Here is a 15,098-nt window from a genome sequence, read left to right on the forward strand (position 1 = left end):
CGTTTTTGCGCGGTTTGCCGGAAGAAGGAACGAAGGGTCATCAAAGCGAATGTAAGAATGATAAGATCCCGGATCGCAAGAACCGGTTGTTGAAAAACCAAATTCGTTCAAGGGATGGAGGATGAGGCATGGATTATCGGATCGTTGAAAAAGGAGCATTTACCGTGACAGGCAAAATTCGCGAGGTGTCTACGCAGGACGGCAGCAATTTGAGGGAGATCCCGGCATTTTGGCAGGAATGCGCGCAGGATGGAACCGCCATGAAGCTGGAGGCTTTGAATGAGGGAGGGGAGATGTACGGCATCTGCATGGATTTTACGGGGGAAGGCCGATTCAACTACATGATTGGGGTAGAAGCCGCTGCGGGTGCAGAAGGAACTGAAGGACTCGCCTCTCGTGAGATCCCGGCGTTGAACTGGGCCGTCTTTACGTCCACAGGTCCGATGCCTGGCGCCATCCAGCAGGTGTGGCAGCAAATTTACAGCGATTGGTTTCCGTCCAGCGGGTATGAGCATGCCGCCGGCCCGGAGATGGAGGTATATCCTCCCGGGGATACGACAAGCCCGGAATACCGGTGCGAGGTGTGGATTCCGGTGGTGAAAAAGCCTTAATGGAGGACAGGCCGCATTCCATGAAACCTTTCGGGAGATGGAAAAGCGCGTATTCCAGAAATTCAGCAAGGTTGCATGTGACAATATTTAAAACAAGCCTCGGAGCGAAACTCCGGGGCTTGTTGAATTGCGCTACAGGATTTTGCAAATTTCGATTCCGGCCGCTCCCGAGTATAATATACAGACGAATTAAGCCGCTTCGCTCTATATATGCTGATTGAAAGTCGCTTCTTTGGATTTTTTGCAATATCCTCATTATTTAGACCTAACTCAGCGTCGCGGCATTTTCCCCGACCTGCAAAGCGTTATGAAGTTCCATCAAGGCGATGCGATTTGCAATTATATGGGCCCTTTCGTCCTCATACGTATGATTGCCAAGTATGCATGTTTTCATAGGAAATGATCAGCGTGCCTCCTCCGCCTGCAGATGCTGCAACACGAGCCCTGCCGCTCCGATCGCGCCCGCCTTATTGCCCAGCAGCGCGGGACGCACATCCGCGTTCAGCTTCAGATTCGCCATCGATTCCGTCAATAAAGGCCACCAGATCCGCTGCGAATCGATCAGCCCTCCGCCCAAAATGATAGCCTGCGGATTCAGGCCCAAATGGAGATGGTTGACCGCAATCGCCAAATGCTCCGCAAACCGTTTCATTACGTCGGCCGTTTGGGGCACGCCTTTCACGTAGTCATCCAAAACTTCCATACCGGATGCATACGAACGGCCCGCCGCCTCGCTCGCCGCCCGGACCAAAGCCGTTCCCGACAAATATTGCTCCATGCAGCCGCGAAGACCGCAATTGCATGGAAGTCCGCCCGGCACCAAAATGGTATGCCCAAACTCGCCTCCATTCCAGTGGGCTCCCCGGAACAGCTTGCCTTCGATCATATTGGCCCCGCCGACCCCCGTCCCAAGCGTCAGCATGGACACGTCGTCCAGGTCCCGGCCCGCTCCAAGCCAGGCTTCCCCGGCAAGCGCCGCATTGACATCGTTGTCCACGAACACGGGCAGGCCGCGGGCTTGCTCCAAAACCGCCTTCACGTTCGTTCCCTGCCAGCCCGGCAAGTTGTCGGTCGCATACACGACCTCCCCCGACCGCACGTCCACCCGGCCTGCCGTACCAACTCCAATCCCTTGAACGTCGGCATGATGTTCCAGCAGCGTATCAAGAAGGGACAACACATTGGCCAAAATCCGCTCTTTGCCTTCCCGGGCATCGGTTTTGATTTTCCCATGGTGAAGCAGCCGGCCCGAGCCGTCCAAAACCATCCCTTTTATGGAGGTTCCGCCAATATCGATGCCGATGACCTTCATCATTCCCCATCCTTTCGCGTTTTGGTCGGCCGCTAGTGCACTTGTCCCTTCCTTACGCCGCGAATCGCGCCCGCAAACCTTTCCGTGATCAGCTTCGGCCTTGTAATCGCCGACCCGACGACTACCGCGTGCGCCCCAAGCTTCAAGCTGTTGGCCGCCTGCTCCGGCGTGTTGATCCTTCCTTCCGCGATCACCGGAATGCGGATACGGCGCACAGCCTCCTGCAGCAGGTTGAAATCCGGATCTATTTGCTGCGGAGAATAAGGCGTATAACCGGAAAGCGTGGTTGAAATGCAGCTAACGCCGATCGATTCGGCATAAAGCGCTTCCTCAATTGTCGAAATGTCGGCCATCACTTTCTGACCATGCCCCTTCATGAAGGCGACCAGCTCTTCGAGCGTTTCCCCGCCCGGTCTTTGACGGCTCGTCGCATCGAGGGCAATGACGTCTACGCCGGCTTCCATCAGCTCACGCACCTCGCGAAGGGTCGGCGTAATATAGATCTCGCTGTCCTCGTAATCCCGTTTAATGATGCCGATGATCGGCAGCTTCGTCGCTTTCTTGATCGCGGCGATATCCTGAACGCTGTTGGCGCGGATGCAAACCGCCCCTCCCTGATCGGCCGCCAGAGCCATTTTGGCCATCGTGTCGCTCCCGTGAAGCGGCTCATCCTCCAGCGCCTGGCAGGAAACGATCAAACCGCAGCGAATGCTTTCAAAAAACACGTCACCCATGGATTCATCTCCCATAACATTCTACCTGCACGTTAATCGGAACTTTTTCCCATTGCGGATGGATCCATTATAGCAGCGTTTAGATATTTTCTCCATTATTTATTTGCCAAAAGGAGATTATTTCCCTTATGTATAAACAGGCAGCCCGTCTCAAATTTTCAAAAAGAAAAGCCCACAACTCCCGAAAAAAAGGGACCTATGGGCTGCATGTTTCCATTTAATGCCGCGATTAATCTTCGTCCACGGCAATTCCTTTATCCATCAGATAATCCATCTCGGCATCAAGCACGGCTTCGACGGTCACTTCATCCAGTTTCACGTCTTTACGGCTCATGACGTAGTCGACCAAATCATCGCTGTCGATTTCCACTTCGCCATGTTCATTTGCTTCCGCCGTATTGATATACGTTTGTTCATGCTTCAGGACAACCCTGATGCTTTCGGGCTCAGCGCCCGTCTCAGCCGCTATGTACTGCACAAGCTCCTGCTCGTTGATTGTGCCGCTCATGGCTTTTTCATCTCCTTATTTCATGTCCTAGGGACCATTGTAACATAAAAAGCGCCCGGTTCCATTTTTTCATGCAGCAATTTTACAAAATTTACAATGAATTAACGATTTAAGGATTCATAATGTTCATATGTCTTATAGAGAGCTATTCCCATTCTTATGCATCTGTTATACGGTGTAGGCGGAATTTTACGCACCCGCCGCAAAAATCATGTAAAATGGAAAGAGAAATTAGGTACAAGGAAGGCAGGAATGAACTCGTGTTCAAAAAGGTGTTCAATACATACTGGAGCCCTTACCTGGTCATGGCCGTCGCCGGCGTGCTGAGCGCGCTGTACTTTGGGATCACGGGCACCGTTTGGGCCGTGACCGGCGAATTTACGCGTCTCGGGGGACATATCCTCGAATGGTTCGGCGTAGACATTTCGGGTTGGGCTTATTTTAACTTGATTCACATGCAAGGGACGACATTCACCCGGACCGACGGCTGGATCGTCTGGGGCATGTTCGTCGGCGCGCTGCTGATGGTGCTCCTCAGCAACAATTTCAAAATCCGGATGCCCCGGCAAAAACGCCGGCTGCTGCAAGGGTTGGTCGGCGGATTCGTGGCCGGCTTCGGCGCACGGTTGGCGCTCGGCTGCAATCTGGCGGCGTTTTTTACCGGCGTGCCGCAGTTTTCGCTTCATGCCTGGTTGTTTATCGTGGCGACAGCCGTCGGCACCTTCGCTGGAGCCAAAATCGTCGGCACCTCCTGGTGGAAAGGAAAACCGGTCCTGCAAAAAGGAAACACGGCGCGGATGATGAAGGAACGCAAAAAAATCCAGCCCTACATCGGCGGCGTCCTCGCGCTGGCCTATGCCGGACTGGTCGTATACCTTTACGCGACTGGCAAAACGATGCTTGGCACCGCCGCCTTGTTCGGCGCAGGGTTCGGCATATTGATCGAGCGGGGGCAAATTTGCTTCACGTCGGCCTTTCGCGATTTGTGGATCAGCGGGCGCGCCACGATGACCAAAGCGATTACGCTTGGCATGGCGGTCAGCTCGGTCGTCACCTTGATCATTATCGTTGCGGGGGGGATGGACCCCATCACCAAAATAGCTGCCCCAAGCACGCTGATCGGCGGCCTCTTGTTCGGGATCGGCATCGTCATGGCCGGCGGCTGCGAAACCGGGATGATGTATCGATTGATGGAAGGGCAGGTCGTTTTCCTGCCGGTGTTCATCGGCAACATTGCCGGGGCTACCGTGCTTGCGTATGGATGGGATCATCTCGGCATCCAGAAGGCGCTTGTCGCTATGGGCAAACCCGTCAATCTTATCACGGTGATGGGGCCCGCTTGGGCGCTCGTCGTTACGCTTGTTCTGCTGGCTGCAGGGTTCGCTACGGCCGTTTTTTGGCAAAAAAATTACCGCTTCGGCGTCGGCTTCAAGAAAGGGGAAACGCACCATGTCCATTGATTACACGCTTGATCTTCGCGGGGAATCTTGTCCTTATCCCGTCATTTACACTCTGGAAACGCTGCAGGGTATGAAAAAAGGGGAGCTGCTCCAAGTGATCGCCGATTGCCCGGCGGCTTTCCGCAACGTGCCGGAGGAAGTCGTCAAACACGGTTACACGCTGGAACAGGAGCCGGTCAAAAACGGCCGCGAGCTGCTGTTTTATATCCGGGCGTAAGCCAAAAAAAGGATTAGGTGCGTCTCAATCGCCCTAATCCTTTTCAATATGGAGATGTTCCGCCACCCATGCCACAAACGAAACCCGGGCGGGCACATCCAGATCCTTCAAATGAATAAACACGTCACGGTCCGCCTTCATCGTAAAACGGATCCAATGGTCGTAAATCAGCACCTTTTCCACGTCTTTGGCCTCAAACGTTCTCGTACCCTGAATATTCACGATTTTGACCCTGCCGTCCTGAATGCGGATAAAACGGACATAAACGTACACGAACCGGAAGGACAGCAGCACGAGAGCTGCCACCAAGACGATATTCCATGCGCCTTGCATCCGCGTATAGTCGGAGGTCCACTGCAGCAGGAGCCGGATCAATGCCGCAACCAGCAGCAGCCCGAACACCGCGATATTCATCTTGTTGCCTTTAAATTGTGCAGTCATCGTCAGAAACATCCTTACCTTATAATTTCAGCCTGCCCCAAAACGGGAACAGGTCTTCACTATAACTCTATTTGGCATGCCTGCACAAGTCGATCGCGAAAAAAAGCCCCCAACCCGAACGGTAATTGGATCATAAAACAGGGAGGCCCCTTTTCATAAAAGCAAAAAACCCGCATCCGATAGCGGAAGCGGGCTTCGTTTTATAGCATAAAATCAGGTAAGCCGCTGATCTGCGACACGTTATTCCGCGGCTGATGGTGACCAGCTTACCCTACTTTAACAAGCATTTTGCCGAGGTTCGCGCCCTCAAACAGCTTCAGGAAAGCGTCAATGACATGATCGAACCCTTCGATGATCGTTTCCTCATATTTCAGCTTGCCTTCGGACAGCCATTTGCCGAGCTCCACCATTCCTTCCTGCTGCCGGGAAGCATAGTCCCCAAGGACAAAACCTTTCATCAGCGAGCGCGTTTTGATGATTTTCGTTTGAATGCGAGGACCTACATCCGCATCCGTGGTGTTGTAGGAGGAGATGGCGCCGCAAAGCGGAATCCGCGCATAGTCGTTCAGCAGGTTCATGACCGCGTCCGATACCGGGCCGCCGACGTTGTCGAAGTAGACGTCGACGCCGTTCGGGCAGGCTTCCGCCAGCGCTTTGTCCAAATCCGCCGTTTTGTAGTTGACCGCAGCGTCAAAACCCAGCTCGTTCACGAGATAAGCGCATTTTTCGTCCGTTCCGGCGATGCCGACGGCGCGCGCGCCTTTGATTTTCGCAATTTGGCCGACAAGCATGCCGACGGCGCCGGCGGCGCCGGAGACGACGACGGTTTCTCCCGCCTTCGGCTGGCCGATGTCGAGCAGTCCGAAGTATGCGGTGAGCCCCGTCAGGCCAAGCACGCTCAAGTAAGCGGACAACGGCGCGATGGATTCGTCGACCTTGCGGACAAGCTTCGCGTCCACCACGTTGTACAGCTGCCAACCCAGCATGCCGATCACTTTGTCTCCCGGCTTGAACTGATCGGATTTGGACTCGACGATTTCCCCGACGATGCCTCCGCTAATCACTTCATTCAGACGATACGGCTCGACATAAGATTTGGCATCGCTCATCCGGCCGCGCATGTAAGGATCGACGGACAGGTAGATAGAGCGCACGACAACTTGTCCCTCGGCAGGATCCGAAACAGGCGCTTCTCGGAATTCGAAATTGTCCATGGAAGGCAAACCGACCGGACGGGATACAAAAACGATGGATTTATTCATTAGCTGACTCATGAAGCAGAAACATCTCCTATATTCTTATTTTGTGGTTCAAGGATGGTATAAGATCCTTCATTCAAAAGAAAACATCCGCAGGTTACGCACAAAATTATCGCAGACGGACCATCTTTGGTTGGATAGTTTTAAAACTTTAAAACTATCTGCCGGAAATAAGGGTTTCCCGTCCATCATAAGGTGTCCAGGAAACCCGGCAAAAATTCGTTAAACGTCTCTTCTTTCAGCTGGCTGAGCCGATTTTGGCCCGCCCGGCTCACTACGATCAGGTCGGCTTCGTACAAAATTTTGAGATGGTACGATACGTTGGACTTGTCCATTCCCATCGCTTCCCCGATCGTCCCGCAGGTGTTGTTGCTGCGGTGCGCATGCAAGTAACGAATCATTTCAATCCGTTTTACTTCCGACAGCGCCTTAAAAATTTTGGCCCGCTTCTCGTCTTCTTTTGATAGTTTAATTGTCATACAACTATACTAGTACTCGCTTTGGAGGAAGTCAAACCGCCACGGCTTCCTTTTTATGGGTGCCTGGAAATAGAATGATCGGCAAGCGCCGCCGCTAAATTTTTCATCGATTAGGAATCGGCGCTTGCGACCCGCTTTATTTCCGCTCCATCAAATATTGAACGATCTTCTGCTCCTCCGGGCCCTGGCCCGTGAACTGAGCCTGGTAGCATACGCCCTCGTCCAGCCAGAAATAGCTGACCAGATCGGTTTCGTTCGGGCTGCTTAACGGACCGTCAACTTTGTATTTGTCCGACCGTAGAACTTCCCTGCCGCCAACGAGGATCGGCTGCAGTTTAACCTGGTGACGTTCGCCGTCGATTCGCTCGAAGGAGACCGTATTGCCTTTTTTCATATCCCCATACATCTGTCCGTCAAGCATTTGCGTGAATTTGACGCTTTTAATGCCCGAAGTCTTTTTCTCTTTATTCGTTTTGTCCTGGTCCTTCCGGTTGTAGGTCACTGCAAGCAGCTTTCGCATGGAATCCGCTTGGTTTTCCGGATAGTTGAAGTTTACTTTTCTTGAAACATACGATCCGGTTGCGATGAAACCTCCGGGCAGCCGGCGCGGAAAAGCGGCGTCGTAACCGATCAGTTTTTGCGCCCGCCTAATATCATCGGTATCAAACAGATAGTTGATGGTTTTCCCGTGATAGTCATTGTTTTCATACCGATGGTTCAGCTCCGCATCCGGGGATTTCATCGACGAAATCATCGTCTCTAAATCGCTGCTCGGCAGCCGGTCTAAGCACTTCATTTGATACGTGACGCCTTGATCCTTCCAGACGTAGTAATACTGCTCCGGCTGCCCTTTCCATCCGGTCATGCGGAGGGTAATTTTGAGCCCGTTTACGCCCGGGAGCGCAATCGGCTCTTTTTCGACGACGAGACCGGCCTTTTCATCGTAGTTGCCTTTTTCGGATTCGGCAATCCTTTCATAGGCTTCCTGCAAACCGGAGCCGCGTGTCATGTTCAAGCTAATATGTCCAAAAGTCGTCGTCTCGTTCGATTTTAAGAAGTCAAACCGGATTTCGGAGTCGGCAGACGACGTGTGAGGTTTTAAATCAAACGTCACGGCGTCAAAATGATAGCCTTCCGGGAGCTTCGCGGGCACCTTAAACGGGAAAGGCGCCATACGCGCCGCTTTCTCCAGGTTATCATATTCGCGAAAGTTTTCCGGAAACAGCACCTCATTCCCGCCCCTTTCGGCATGAACCCACTCGGCACCGTCCGCTTCCGTTACCTTTCCGTTTGTCAGCGTTAAGGTGCCGATCAGCAGCATAAGGAGGATCGCCAGCATGGAAAATTTATAGGAACCCTTTTTATAAGATTGAATCATCCGTATCCTCCTCACAATGTCTTTTTCCCCGGTCAAGCCCTTAAAATACAGCAGCTGAGGTTGGCTTTCCCGTAAAGAGTAACGTTTCAAAAAACTGATGATCGTCATGCCGTAGGCCACAGCCTCCGTTTCGCCCAGCGCCTCGAGGACGCAGGCATCGCATGCCAGCTCGCGGTCGGCCTTCATTCTGCGTATGATCAGCCACGCAAACGGGTTCATCCAATGAACGGCAAGGACCAGGCTGCCCAGCATGTTCCAGGCCATATCTTTTCTTTTGTAATGGGCCAGCTCATGCGCGATGACATGCTTCAGGCGGGCGGCATCCTCCCGTTCATGACCGAACCCTTCGGGCAGGTAAACGGCAGGACGCCGGATTCCCGTGATGTAGGGACTGCGAACCCATCGTCCCGAATAAACGGAAACCTCCCGCTTGATCGAAAATAAACCGCGGCATTCCTCGACCACGTTCAGAACGACCGGTTCGCTGACAGGGCTGATGTTTTTATGCTTTCTTTTCATTCGCAGCAGATAAACGAAATGATAAGTCAAAAAAATTGCCGTACCCGCCAGCCAAACGACGGACAATACGCGCACCGCGGGATGCGATTCGGTGTCGGCGGCCGCCGCTCTCTTTGGAGAGTCTTGCGGCAAGAAGGTTTGCGGGATGTTCCCGTCATGTTCTTTCGTTGTATAATGTGGTTGGATCAATGTATTTTGTTTGCTGTTTTCGGCTTCGGTAGCAGGTTCGTCCTGCGAAAACAAAAGCCCGGAAACAGCCTTTTTTATGTCTGCGGCTTCGGGCATCATGTTGAACAAACTGACCGGGCTTTCCGGAACTACCGGCAGCATCAGCCTGGCCAGAACGATCAGCCATAACGCATACCTTAGACGGGCGCTAATACGCCTGCGAAGGACATGCTGGACCGCCATGACCAGCACAGCGGCGAGACTTGCCGTCAACGTGGATAGGGCGAACCATCCGAAGAGGGTTTCGGCTACACTCATTTGGAATGACCTCATTTAATTTCAAATTTCACGGTTTTGGCCGTGATGCGTCCTGCGAACCTTTCCCCTGCTTTTCCGTCAAAATCCGCTGCAAACGTTCGATCTCCTGATCGGACAGCGGGGTTTCCTCCAGAAAATTGGTCATCATCAGCCCGGCCGCCCCGTTAAACACGCGGTTCAGAAAAGACCGGCTTTCCTCCCTCACGCATTCCTTTTCCGATATGCGCGGGAAATACAGGTAACTCCGCCCCGACTTTTCATAACCGAGCGCTTTCTTTTTCACCAACCGGTTGATGAAGGTGCGTACGGTCTGGTCGCTCCATTCCATGCCTTTCGGCAGCATGTGCACGATTTGCTCCGCCGTCAGCGGATGCTCCTTCCAGACGATTTTCATGATCTCCCATTCGGACTCCGAAATTTTCGGCATTTGTTCCATTCTCATCTCCTCCTTCCCACTTCGACTTAACTATTACATTTGTAAATATAATGGATTCGGCGAACTATTACAATTGTAATTTTAAAACCAATAAAAAAGCGTGCCCGGAAAGCCCGAAAGACTTCCTGCACGCAAGAACCGATCAGTGTTTTTCTTTGACGGCAACAAAAATGTCCACGACGGCATCCGCCGGGTCAAATCCGCGCAAATCATACCGCTCGAAGTCGCCCGTATAAGCGCGTTCCGCATCACTGTTTTGGAAATAAGCCCAAATGTCCTGCCACAGCTCAGGCACCACCCGCTGAACCGGCCCCCGTTTGGACGTAAATTTGATGTATGCCGCATCCGGGGTCGTTGCGGTCGCTGCCGTATTCAGACTGGTTTCCCCAGCTAAACGAGGCTCGACCTCATGCCCGAGGAGCAGCGTATAATCTCCGTTCACGTCGCTTTCGTAGTCGGTGTATAAAGCGTAAAGAACATGCGGATTTTTAAGGCTCGGCTGCTGCTGAAGCCCGCCTGCGAAATATCTCTCCCACAAGAGCGGTATTTGCGCTTCCGGACCGCTTTCCCGCAGGTTGGACGTCCTAATGGAGACGCCTGTCAGCACGGTGGAGGGCATATGCGTCATCGTTTCATTCATGGTTACATCTCCTTTTGATCAGATGCACCATTGTACCCGGCTTAAGTGGACAGCATCGTGTCCGCATTCCGGTAGCGACGCAAAATATTTTCCGCGCGACGGATCACTTCCTCGGCGGCAAGCGCCGGCTCTTCGACGACCACTAGATCGCCGCAGCCGAGGACCATGCCGTAAAACCATTCATCCAGCGGAAACTCCCCTTGCACGCGCAGGCTTCCATCCTCAAGGATTTGGACTTGGTACCGATCGAAAGCATCGCCGATTCGATGCCTTGCCGAAGGCGAAAATCGAAGCGTCACGTGTCTGACCGGCGCATCGCCCGACCATTCCGGGTTCCAATCGTAGCGATCCTGCGGCGGTAACTCCCGGGGCTCGAATGTTTCATCCAGCATGTCGATCTCCTGTACGCGCGAAAGGCGAAAAAACCTGAATTCTCCGCGAAGCAAGCAATAAGCCTGCACATACCACACATTCCCTTTTAAAATGAGCCTGCCCGGTTCCACCACTCGCCTACTGTCCGTTCCGTTCATGTTGATGTACCACAGCCTAACCCTCCGGGACTGGTTGATGGCTTGCCGAAGCAGGCCCAATTTCTTTCTGGCGTCTTTTCCTTGGCCCCACGGGTTTAGATCGAACAATACATTCTCGGATAAAGCTGCCGCCTGCCCTAAACGGGGTCGGTGAAGCAGCGCCCCCACCTTTTCCAGCAGGCCGTCCAGCGTACGGTCGTCGAGAGCCGCCTTGACGCCTTTGACAGCCGTAAAAATAGACGCGATTTCTTCAAGGGTCAAAAACTGTCTTGAAATCGTGTAGTGCTCCATCAATTCAAATCCGCCGCTAGTCCCCGGATAAGCCGTCACCGGAATGCCCGCGCGGCTTAAGGCGTCCATATCCCTGTATATGGTTTTGGTCGAAACCTCGAACCGTTCGGCCAGTTCCTTGGCGCTGATCCTTCCCTGATTCAGCAGGAGCACCGTCATGGCTAATAAGCGGTCTATTTTCATGGGTGTTTCCTTGCTCCTTCTCCGCGATTCGTCTCCGCTTCAGAACCATACCTAACTTCGTTATACCGGTCAACGATGCGGTTGACATCCTTCGGGTCGAGCCCCGTGTAATCGTCCTTGGACGTTAGCCGGGTTCCATTCTCGGATGGAGTAAGACTCGCGCGAAACCCGTATCCCTGCTTGACGGCGCGGCGAATCAGGCTTTCATAAGCCCTGCGCGGATCGCCGCCCCCGGCTCCGTCCAGGGCGTCCCCGCGCTTTCTCCGCCATCTGCCGGGACGCTTCTGCACGCGTTCGATTTTCTCCACTTCGTCGACGTAAGCTCCTTCGTCCAGCGTTGTCCGCCGGATCTCGCGCATCAACCGCAGCCGCTGCGCCAGCCGGGCCAGCAAGGCGCGAAGGCTTTCGGGAAGCCAGCGCCGCAGCAGCCGGTACAGCAAGGCGAGCAGGACAAGCGCTACGACGGCCGCCAGCAGGTAAAACAGGATTTGGCTTGCGACCTGCACCCAATGCGGGGTAGGGGACGCCGGCGGAAGCCCCATGTCGGGCTGCTGCGGCTGAGCCGGCGGTTCCTCCACGGCCTGCGGCTGATCCCCGCCGCCCAGGCCGCGCAGCCATTCGGCCAGCCAATGCTTTACATATGCCAGCCCCTGGCCGAGGCCGTTCCATAAACTGAGCAGCGCGATGACGGCAATCGTAAGCCATGTCATCCGGCGGTTTCGGGCCAAAATGCGGCGGAGAAGCTGACGGTCGGTTTCCTGCGCATTCGAGGCATCGCGGACGCGGTCCCCGTTCCACCGCAACAGAACGGTAAACAGCGTAAACAAGCTCATGAAATAGAGCCCGATGCGGTATGGCTCAAGAGCGTCTACCCTCGATGAGACGCCATACACGATCAAAGCGGCCCCAAGCCCTGCCAGCGGAAGCTTCAGATCGATTTCCCGCCACAGCTCCTTGCGGCCGACGATGAGTCCGCGAAAAACGGCGATGAGCGAAACGAGCGCCGCCAGAACGCCGGCCCGAAGGCCGGCTGCCGCAAGCGGAATCAAGGCGGCGGCGATAAGCGCCGCGACCGGCAGCAGCGCTTTTTTTCCTCCCGCCTGCCGGATGCCCGCCAGCGTTCCCAAGGCATGCAGCAGCCAAATGAGCGGAGGCATCCAGCCGGGAACGAGATCCATGGCAAATACCATGTAAAGCAGTACAAAGGGGTAACAGGCCGCCGTCTCAAGGAGCGAGTTCCCAAGCAGGGCCAGCACGCGTCGCATAACCATGTCTTTTCCCAGCTTCGTCATGCCCCGGCCTCCTCGATTCCTTCGTACAGATCGGCGATCGATACGCGGTGGCCCCGCTGCTCCAACAGCCGGACCGCATCCCGAATTGCAGGGGACATATGGGGCGTGACCAGAAAGTAATCGATCGTTTCCTCCCTCTCCGCCTCCGCTTCTCCCCTGAGCAGCTCATGAAACGGCCTTTGGACCTTCATCTCGACGGCGGCCATCGCCTCAAATACATCCTCCAGATGGGCACGGCCGTAATCCGGCGTCAAAAACGACCGGTCTGCATCGGCATGCGGCGAAAGATAGGCGTTGCTCGCAAACCCGGCTGCCATTCCCTGCCCAATGAGCGCGGCGGCGCAGGTAGCCGCATAAGACAACGCCTCTTCGATGACCTCGGGTTTCGTCACCACGTTCCACATCTGCTCCGACACTTCGACGTTGAGCAGGATCATCGCCTTTGGATCGGCCGAATAACCATGCTGATGCACCTGAAGCTCCCCGCTTCTGGCGCTGGCTTTCCAGTGGATGCGGTTCATCCCGTCTCCGGGCGCATAACTTCTGACCCCCGTATACAGGAACGGGTCTTCGACGATCCACCGGCGGACGGCCAATTCGCCCTGCCACGTTTTCCAGGATGACGGCAGCTCGTCGTCCCTCCGCAGCGCCGGATAAACCACCAAACGTTTATTTAGGGTTACCTTCAGCGAAGGCGTGTACATCGCAAACAAATCGCTCCCGGTCATCGTTGCCGTATCCATCCGGAATATACCGCGGCTTCGGCACTGGATCTGATGCGTCCGCGTAATCCTCGTTCCGGCGGGCAGCGAAAAAAAGCTCGTATGGTTTTGGTAGATCTCACCTTCGCTGACCCAGGTCTCTTTGCTCCGTTTGAACCCCAGCGATGCGGGAAGCATCGCTTCCAGGCGAAGCCACGGGATCGGCACGCGGCGTTTGTTTTCGATGACTTCCACCATTTCGATCCAATCCCCCGCATAACAGGTCCGGGTGCTGAAATGGCGGTCATAGTTCAGCTTGCCAAGCGCGTATTTTCCGAGAACCAGCCCCTGCAGCGCCATCACGATCCCGCAGGCCAAAAACAGCCACAGCACCGCCATTTACTTCACGCCGCTTTCAAGTTCTTTTTCGCTCGGAACCGGGATGCTGTTCAAAATCCCTGTCAGGATGCGTTCGGCCTGACTTCCCGCTTCGTGCCGCTTTCTGAGCACCAGCCGGTGCGACCATACCGGGAGGAGAAGCTGCTTGATATCGTCCGGCAGCACGTAATCCCTGCCCTGCAAGGCCGCATAGGCCTGAACGGCGCGGAGCAGCGCCTGCGTGCCGCGTGGGCTGATGCCAAGCGCCGTTTCGTCATGGCTTCGGGTCGCTTCGGCCAAAGCGACGATATAACCCATCAAATCGTCCGCTACCCGGACCTGCCCGCACAGCCGCTGCGCTTCCAGAACTTCCTCCGCGGTTGCCGTCCGCGTCGTTTCTTCAGGCTTCAGGCTGCCCGCGGCCGCCGTTCTCCGTAAAATCTCCACGCCTTCGGCAGCCGAAGGATATCCCAGCTTCATCCGGATCAGAAAACGGTCCATCTGGGCTTCCGGTAGCGGAAAGGTCCCTTGGTTATCCACCGGGTTTTGCGTGGCGAGCACCATAAACGGGCTTTCCAGCGGCATCGTGCGCCCCTCGATGCTGATTTGCCGCTCCTCCATGCATTCCAGCAGGCTGGACTGCGTCCGCGGCGTCGCCCGGTTGATTTCGTCGGCAAGCACAATGCGGGAAAACAGCGGTCCCGGCCGAAAATGGAACTCCCCGTCCTTCTGATTGAAATAATGAATGCCCGTCAAATCCGAAGGGAGCAGATCCGGCGTAAACTGAATCCGCTGGAAGCTGAGGCTGAGCGATGCGGCCAGGCTTTTGGCCAGCAGCGTTTTACCCGTTCCCGGCACGTCTTCGAGCAGCACATGCCCTGAGGCAAGCAGCGCCGTCAGCAGCAGGTCGACCTCGCGTTCCTTGCCTACGATGACGTTTGCGATGTTTTGCTTCAATTTTTGCCCAAGCTGGCGAACGATCTCCATATGTTTCCCCGTCCTTCCTTCCCTTTCTCCGTCCCGAACGCCTTCATTCAAACCACAGTGCGGCAAAACCCGCCTCATTAAAGCGTTTGCAAAAAGCGGAGAAGGTTTCCTGTTAAGATCGGCAGTGCCGTGTCTTCCGTTTTCCTCTCCCAACCATTTTAACAAATTATTCTCTATAAATGGAGATTGCTTAAAAATACCGGCAGCATTGACGCCTGCCCCATCCCGTCGGTAATATGGGCTTAAGAGGTGATAT

General features: G+C 54.6%; 16 protein-coding genes. 3 read left to right on the forward strand and 13 right to left on the reverse strand.

Annotated elements, in window-relative coordinates; genetic code table 11:
* The first annotated feature begins 128 nt into the window (after positions 1-128).
* Positions 129-611, forward strand: coding sequence for a GyrI-like domain-containing protein (locus RJP21_RS08090; RefSeq protein WP_310858835.1), 483 nt, complete (start codon positions 129-131; stop codon positions 609-611).
* Between the two features lie 403 nt (positions 612-1,014).
* On the opposite strand, the gene RJP21_RS08095 is transcribed toward RJP21_RS08090, so the two are convergent.
* The 3 genes from RJP21_RS08095 to RJP21_RS08105 all read right to left on the reverse strand — a co-directional run bounded on the left by RJP21_RS08095 (position 1,015) and on the right by RJP21_RS08105 (position 3,165).
* Positions 1,015-1,926, reverse strand: coding sequence for an ROK family protein (locus tag RJP21_RS08095; RefSeq protein ID WP_310858836.1), 912 nt, complete (start codon positions 1,924-1,926; stop codon positions 1,015-1,017).
* 29 nt (positions 1,927-1,955) lie between these two features.
* A complete protein-coding gene (locus RJP21_RS08100) occupies positions 1,956-2,657 on the reverse strand; it encodes an N-acetylmannosamine-6-phosphate 2-epimerase (RefSeq protein ID WP_310858837.1) in 702 nt (233 codons plus the stop codon).
* 229 nt (positions 2,658-2,886) lie between these two features.
* A complete protein-coding gene (locus tag RJP21_RS08105) occupies positions 2,887-3,165 on the reverse strand; it encodes a hypothetical protein (protein WP_160042897.1) in 279 nt (92 codons plus the stop codon).
* A gap of 305 nt (positions 3,166-3,470) precedes the next feature.
* On the opposite strand from RJP21_RS08105, the gene yedE reads away from it, so the two are divergent.
* Together yedE and yedF are read left to right on the forward strand one after the other, a co-directional pair.
* The gene (yedE, locus tag RJP21_RS08110) at positions 3,471-4,625 is read left to right on the forward strand and encodes a selenium metabolism membrane protein YedE/FdhT (RefSeq protein WP_397386199.1); all 1,155 of its coding nucleotides are present in this window, start codon (positions 3,471-3,473) and stop codon (positions 4,623-4,625) included.
* Positions 4,615-4,842 (forward strand): sulfurtransferase-like selenium metabolism protein YedF, encoded by a 228-nt coding sequence (yedF, locus tag RJP21_RS08115; RefSeq protein ID WP_160042899.1) that lies wholly within the window; start codon positions 4,615-4,617, stop codon positions 4,840-4,842. The genes yedE and yedF overlap by 11 nt, the downstream gene beginning before the upstream one ends.
* Before the next feature lie 33 nt (positions 4,843-4,875).
* Here yedF and RJP21_RS08120 read toward each other — a convergent pair whose 3' ends face one another.
* The 10 genes from RJP21_RS08120 to RJP21_RS08165 all read right to left on the reverse strand — a co-directional run bounded on the left by RJP21_RS08120 (position 4,876) and on the right by RJP21_RS08165 (position 14,842).
* Positions 4,876-5,283 carry a hypothetical protein gene (locus RJP21_RS08120; RefSeq protein ID WP_310858839.1) on the reverse strand — a complete coding sequence of 136 codons (408 nt, stop codon included), beginning with the start codon at positions 5,281-5,283 and terminating at the stop codon, positions 4,876-4,878.
* 266 nt (positions 5,284-5,549) lie between these two features.
* On the reverse strand, positions 5,550-6,557 hold the full coding sequence (locus RJP21_RS08125) for an NADP-dependent oxidoreductase (protein ID WP_310858840.1): 1,008 nt from the start codon (positions 6,555-6,557) through the stop codon (positions 5,550-5,552).
* Positions 6,558-6,730: 173 nt separating this feature from the next.
* Complete coding sequence (locus tag RJP21_RS08130; protein WP_160042901.1) at positions 6,731-7,021, reverse strand: ArsR/SmtB family transcription factor; 291 nt, start codon at positions 7,019-7,021, stop codon at positions 6,731-6,733.
* Between the two features lie 136 nt (positions 7,022-7,157).
* Complete coding sequence (locus RJP21_RS08135; RefSeq protein WP_310858841.1) at positions 7,158-9,404, reverse strand: M56 family metallopeptidase; 2,247 nt, start codon at positions 9,402-9,404, stop codon at positions 7,158-7,160.
* A gap of 28 nt (positions 9,405-9,432) precedes the next feature.
* The gene (locus RJP21_RS08140) at positions 9,433-9,840 is read right to left on the reverse strand and encodes a BlaI/MecI/CopY family transcriptional regulator (protein ID WP_310858842.1); all 408 of its coding nucleotides are present in this window, start codon (positions 9,838-9,840) and stop codon (positions 9,433-9,435) included.
* A gap of 142 nt (positions 9,841-9,982) precedes the next feature.
* Entirely contained in the window at positions 9,983-10,480 is a 498-nt protein-coding gene (locus tag RJP21_RS08145) for a GyrI-like domain-containing protein (protein ID WP_310858843.1), read from the reverse strand.
* 41 nt (positions 10,481-10,521) lie between these two features.
* Positions 10,522-11,484, reverse strand: coding sequence for a helix-turn-helix transcriptional regulator (locus tag RJP21_RS08150; RefSeq protein ID WP_310858844.1), 963 nt, complete (start codon positions 11,482-11,484; stop codon positions 10,522-10,524).
* Positions 11,481-12,776 carry a hypothetical protein gene (locus RJP21_RS08155; RefSeq protein ID WP_310858845.1) on the reverse strand — a complete coding sequence of 432 codons (1,296 nt, stop codon included), beginning with the start codon at positions 12,774-12,776 and terminating at the stop codon, positions 11,481-11,483. Before RJP21_RS08155 ends, RJP21_RS08150 begins: the two co-directional genes overlap by 4 nt.
* Positions 12,773-13,876: a DUF58 domain-containing protein gene (locus RJP21_RS08160; RefSeq protein WP_310858846.1), complete on the reverse strand. Its 1,104-nt coding sequence runs from the start codon at positions 13,874-13,876 to the stop codon at positions 12,773-12,775. Before RJP21_RS08160 ends, RJP21_RS08155 begins: the two co-directional genes overlap by 4 nt.
* A complete protein-coding gene (locus RJP21_RS08165; RefSeq protein ID WP_310858847.1) occupies positions 13,877-14,842 on the reverse strand; it encodes an AAA family ATPase in 966 nt (321 codons plus the stop codon).
* Positions 14,843-15,098: the final 256 nt, after the last annotated feature.

This window comes from Paenibacillus sp. VCA1, from assembly GCF_031583795.1.
GTDB lineage: Bacteria > Bacillota > Bacilli > Paenibacillales > Paenibacillaceae > Paenibacillus_AQ > Paenibacillus_AQ albilobatus.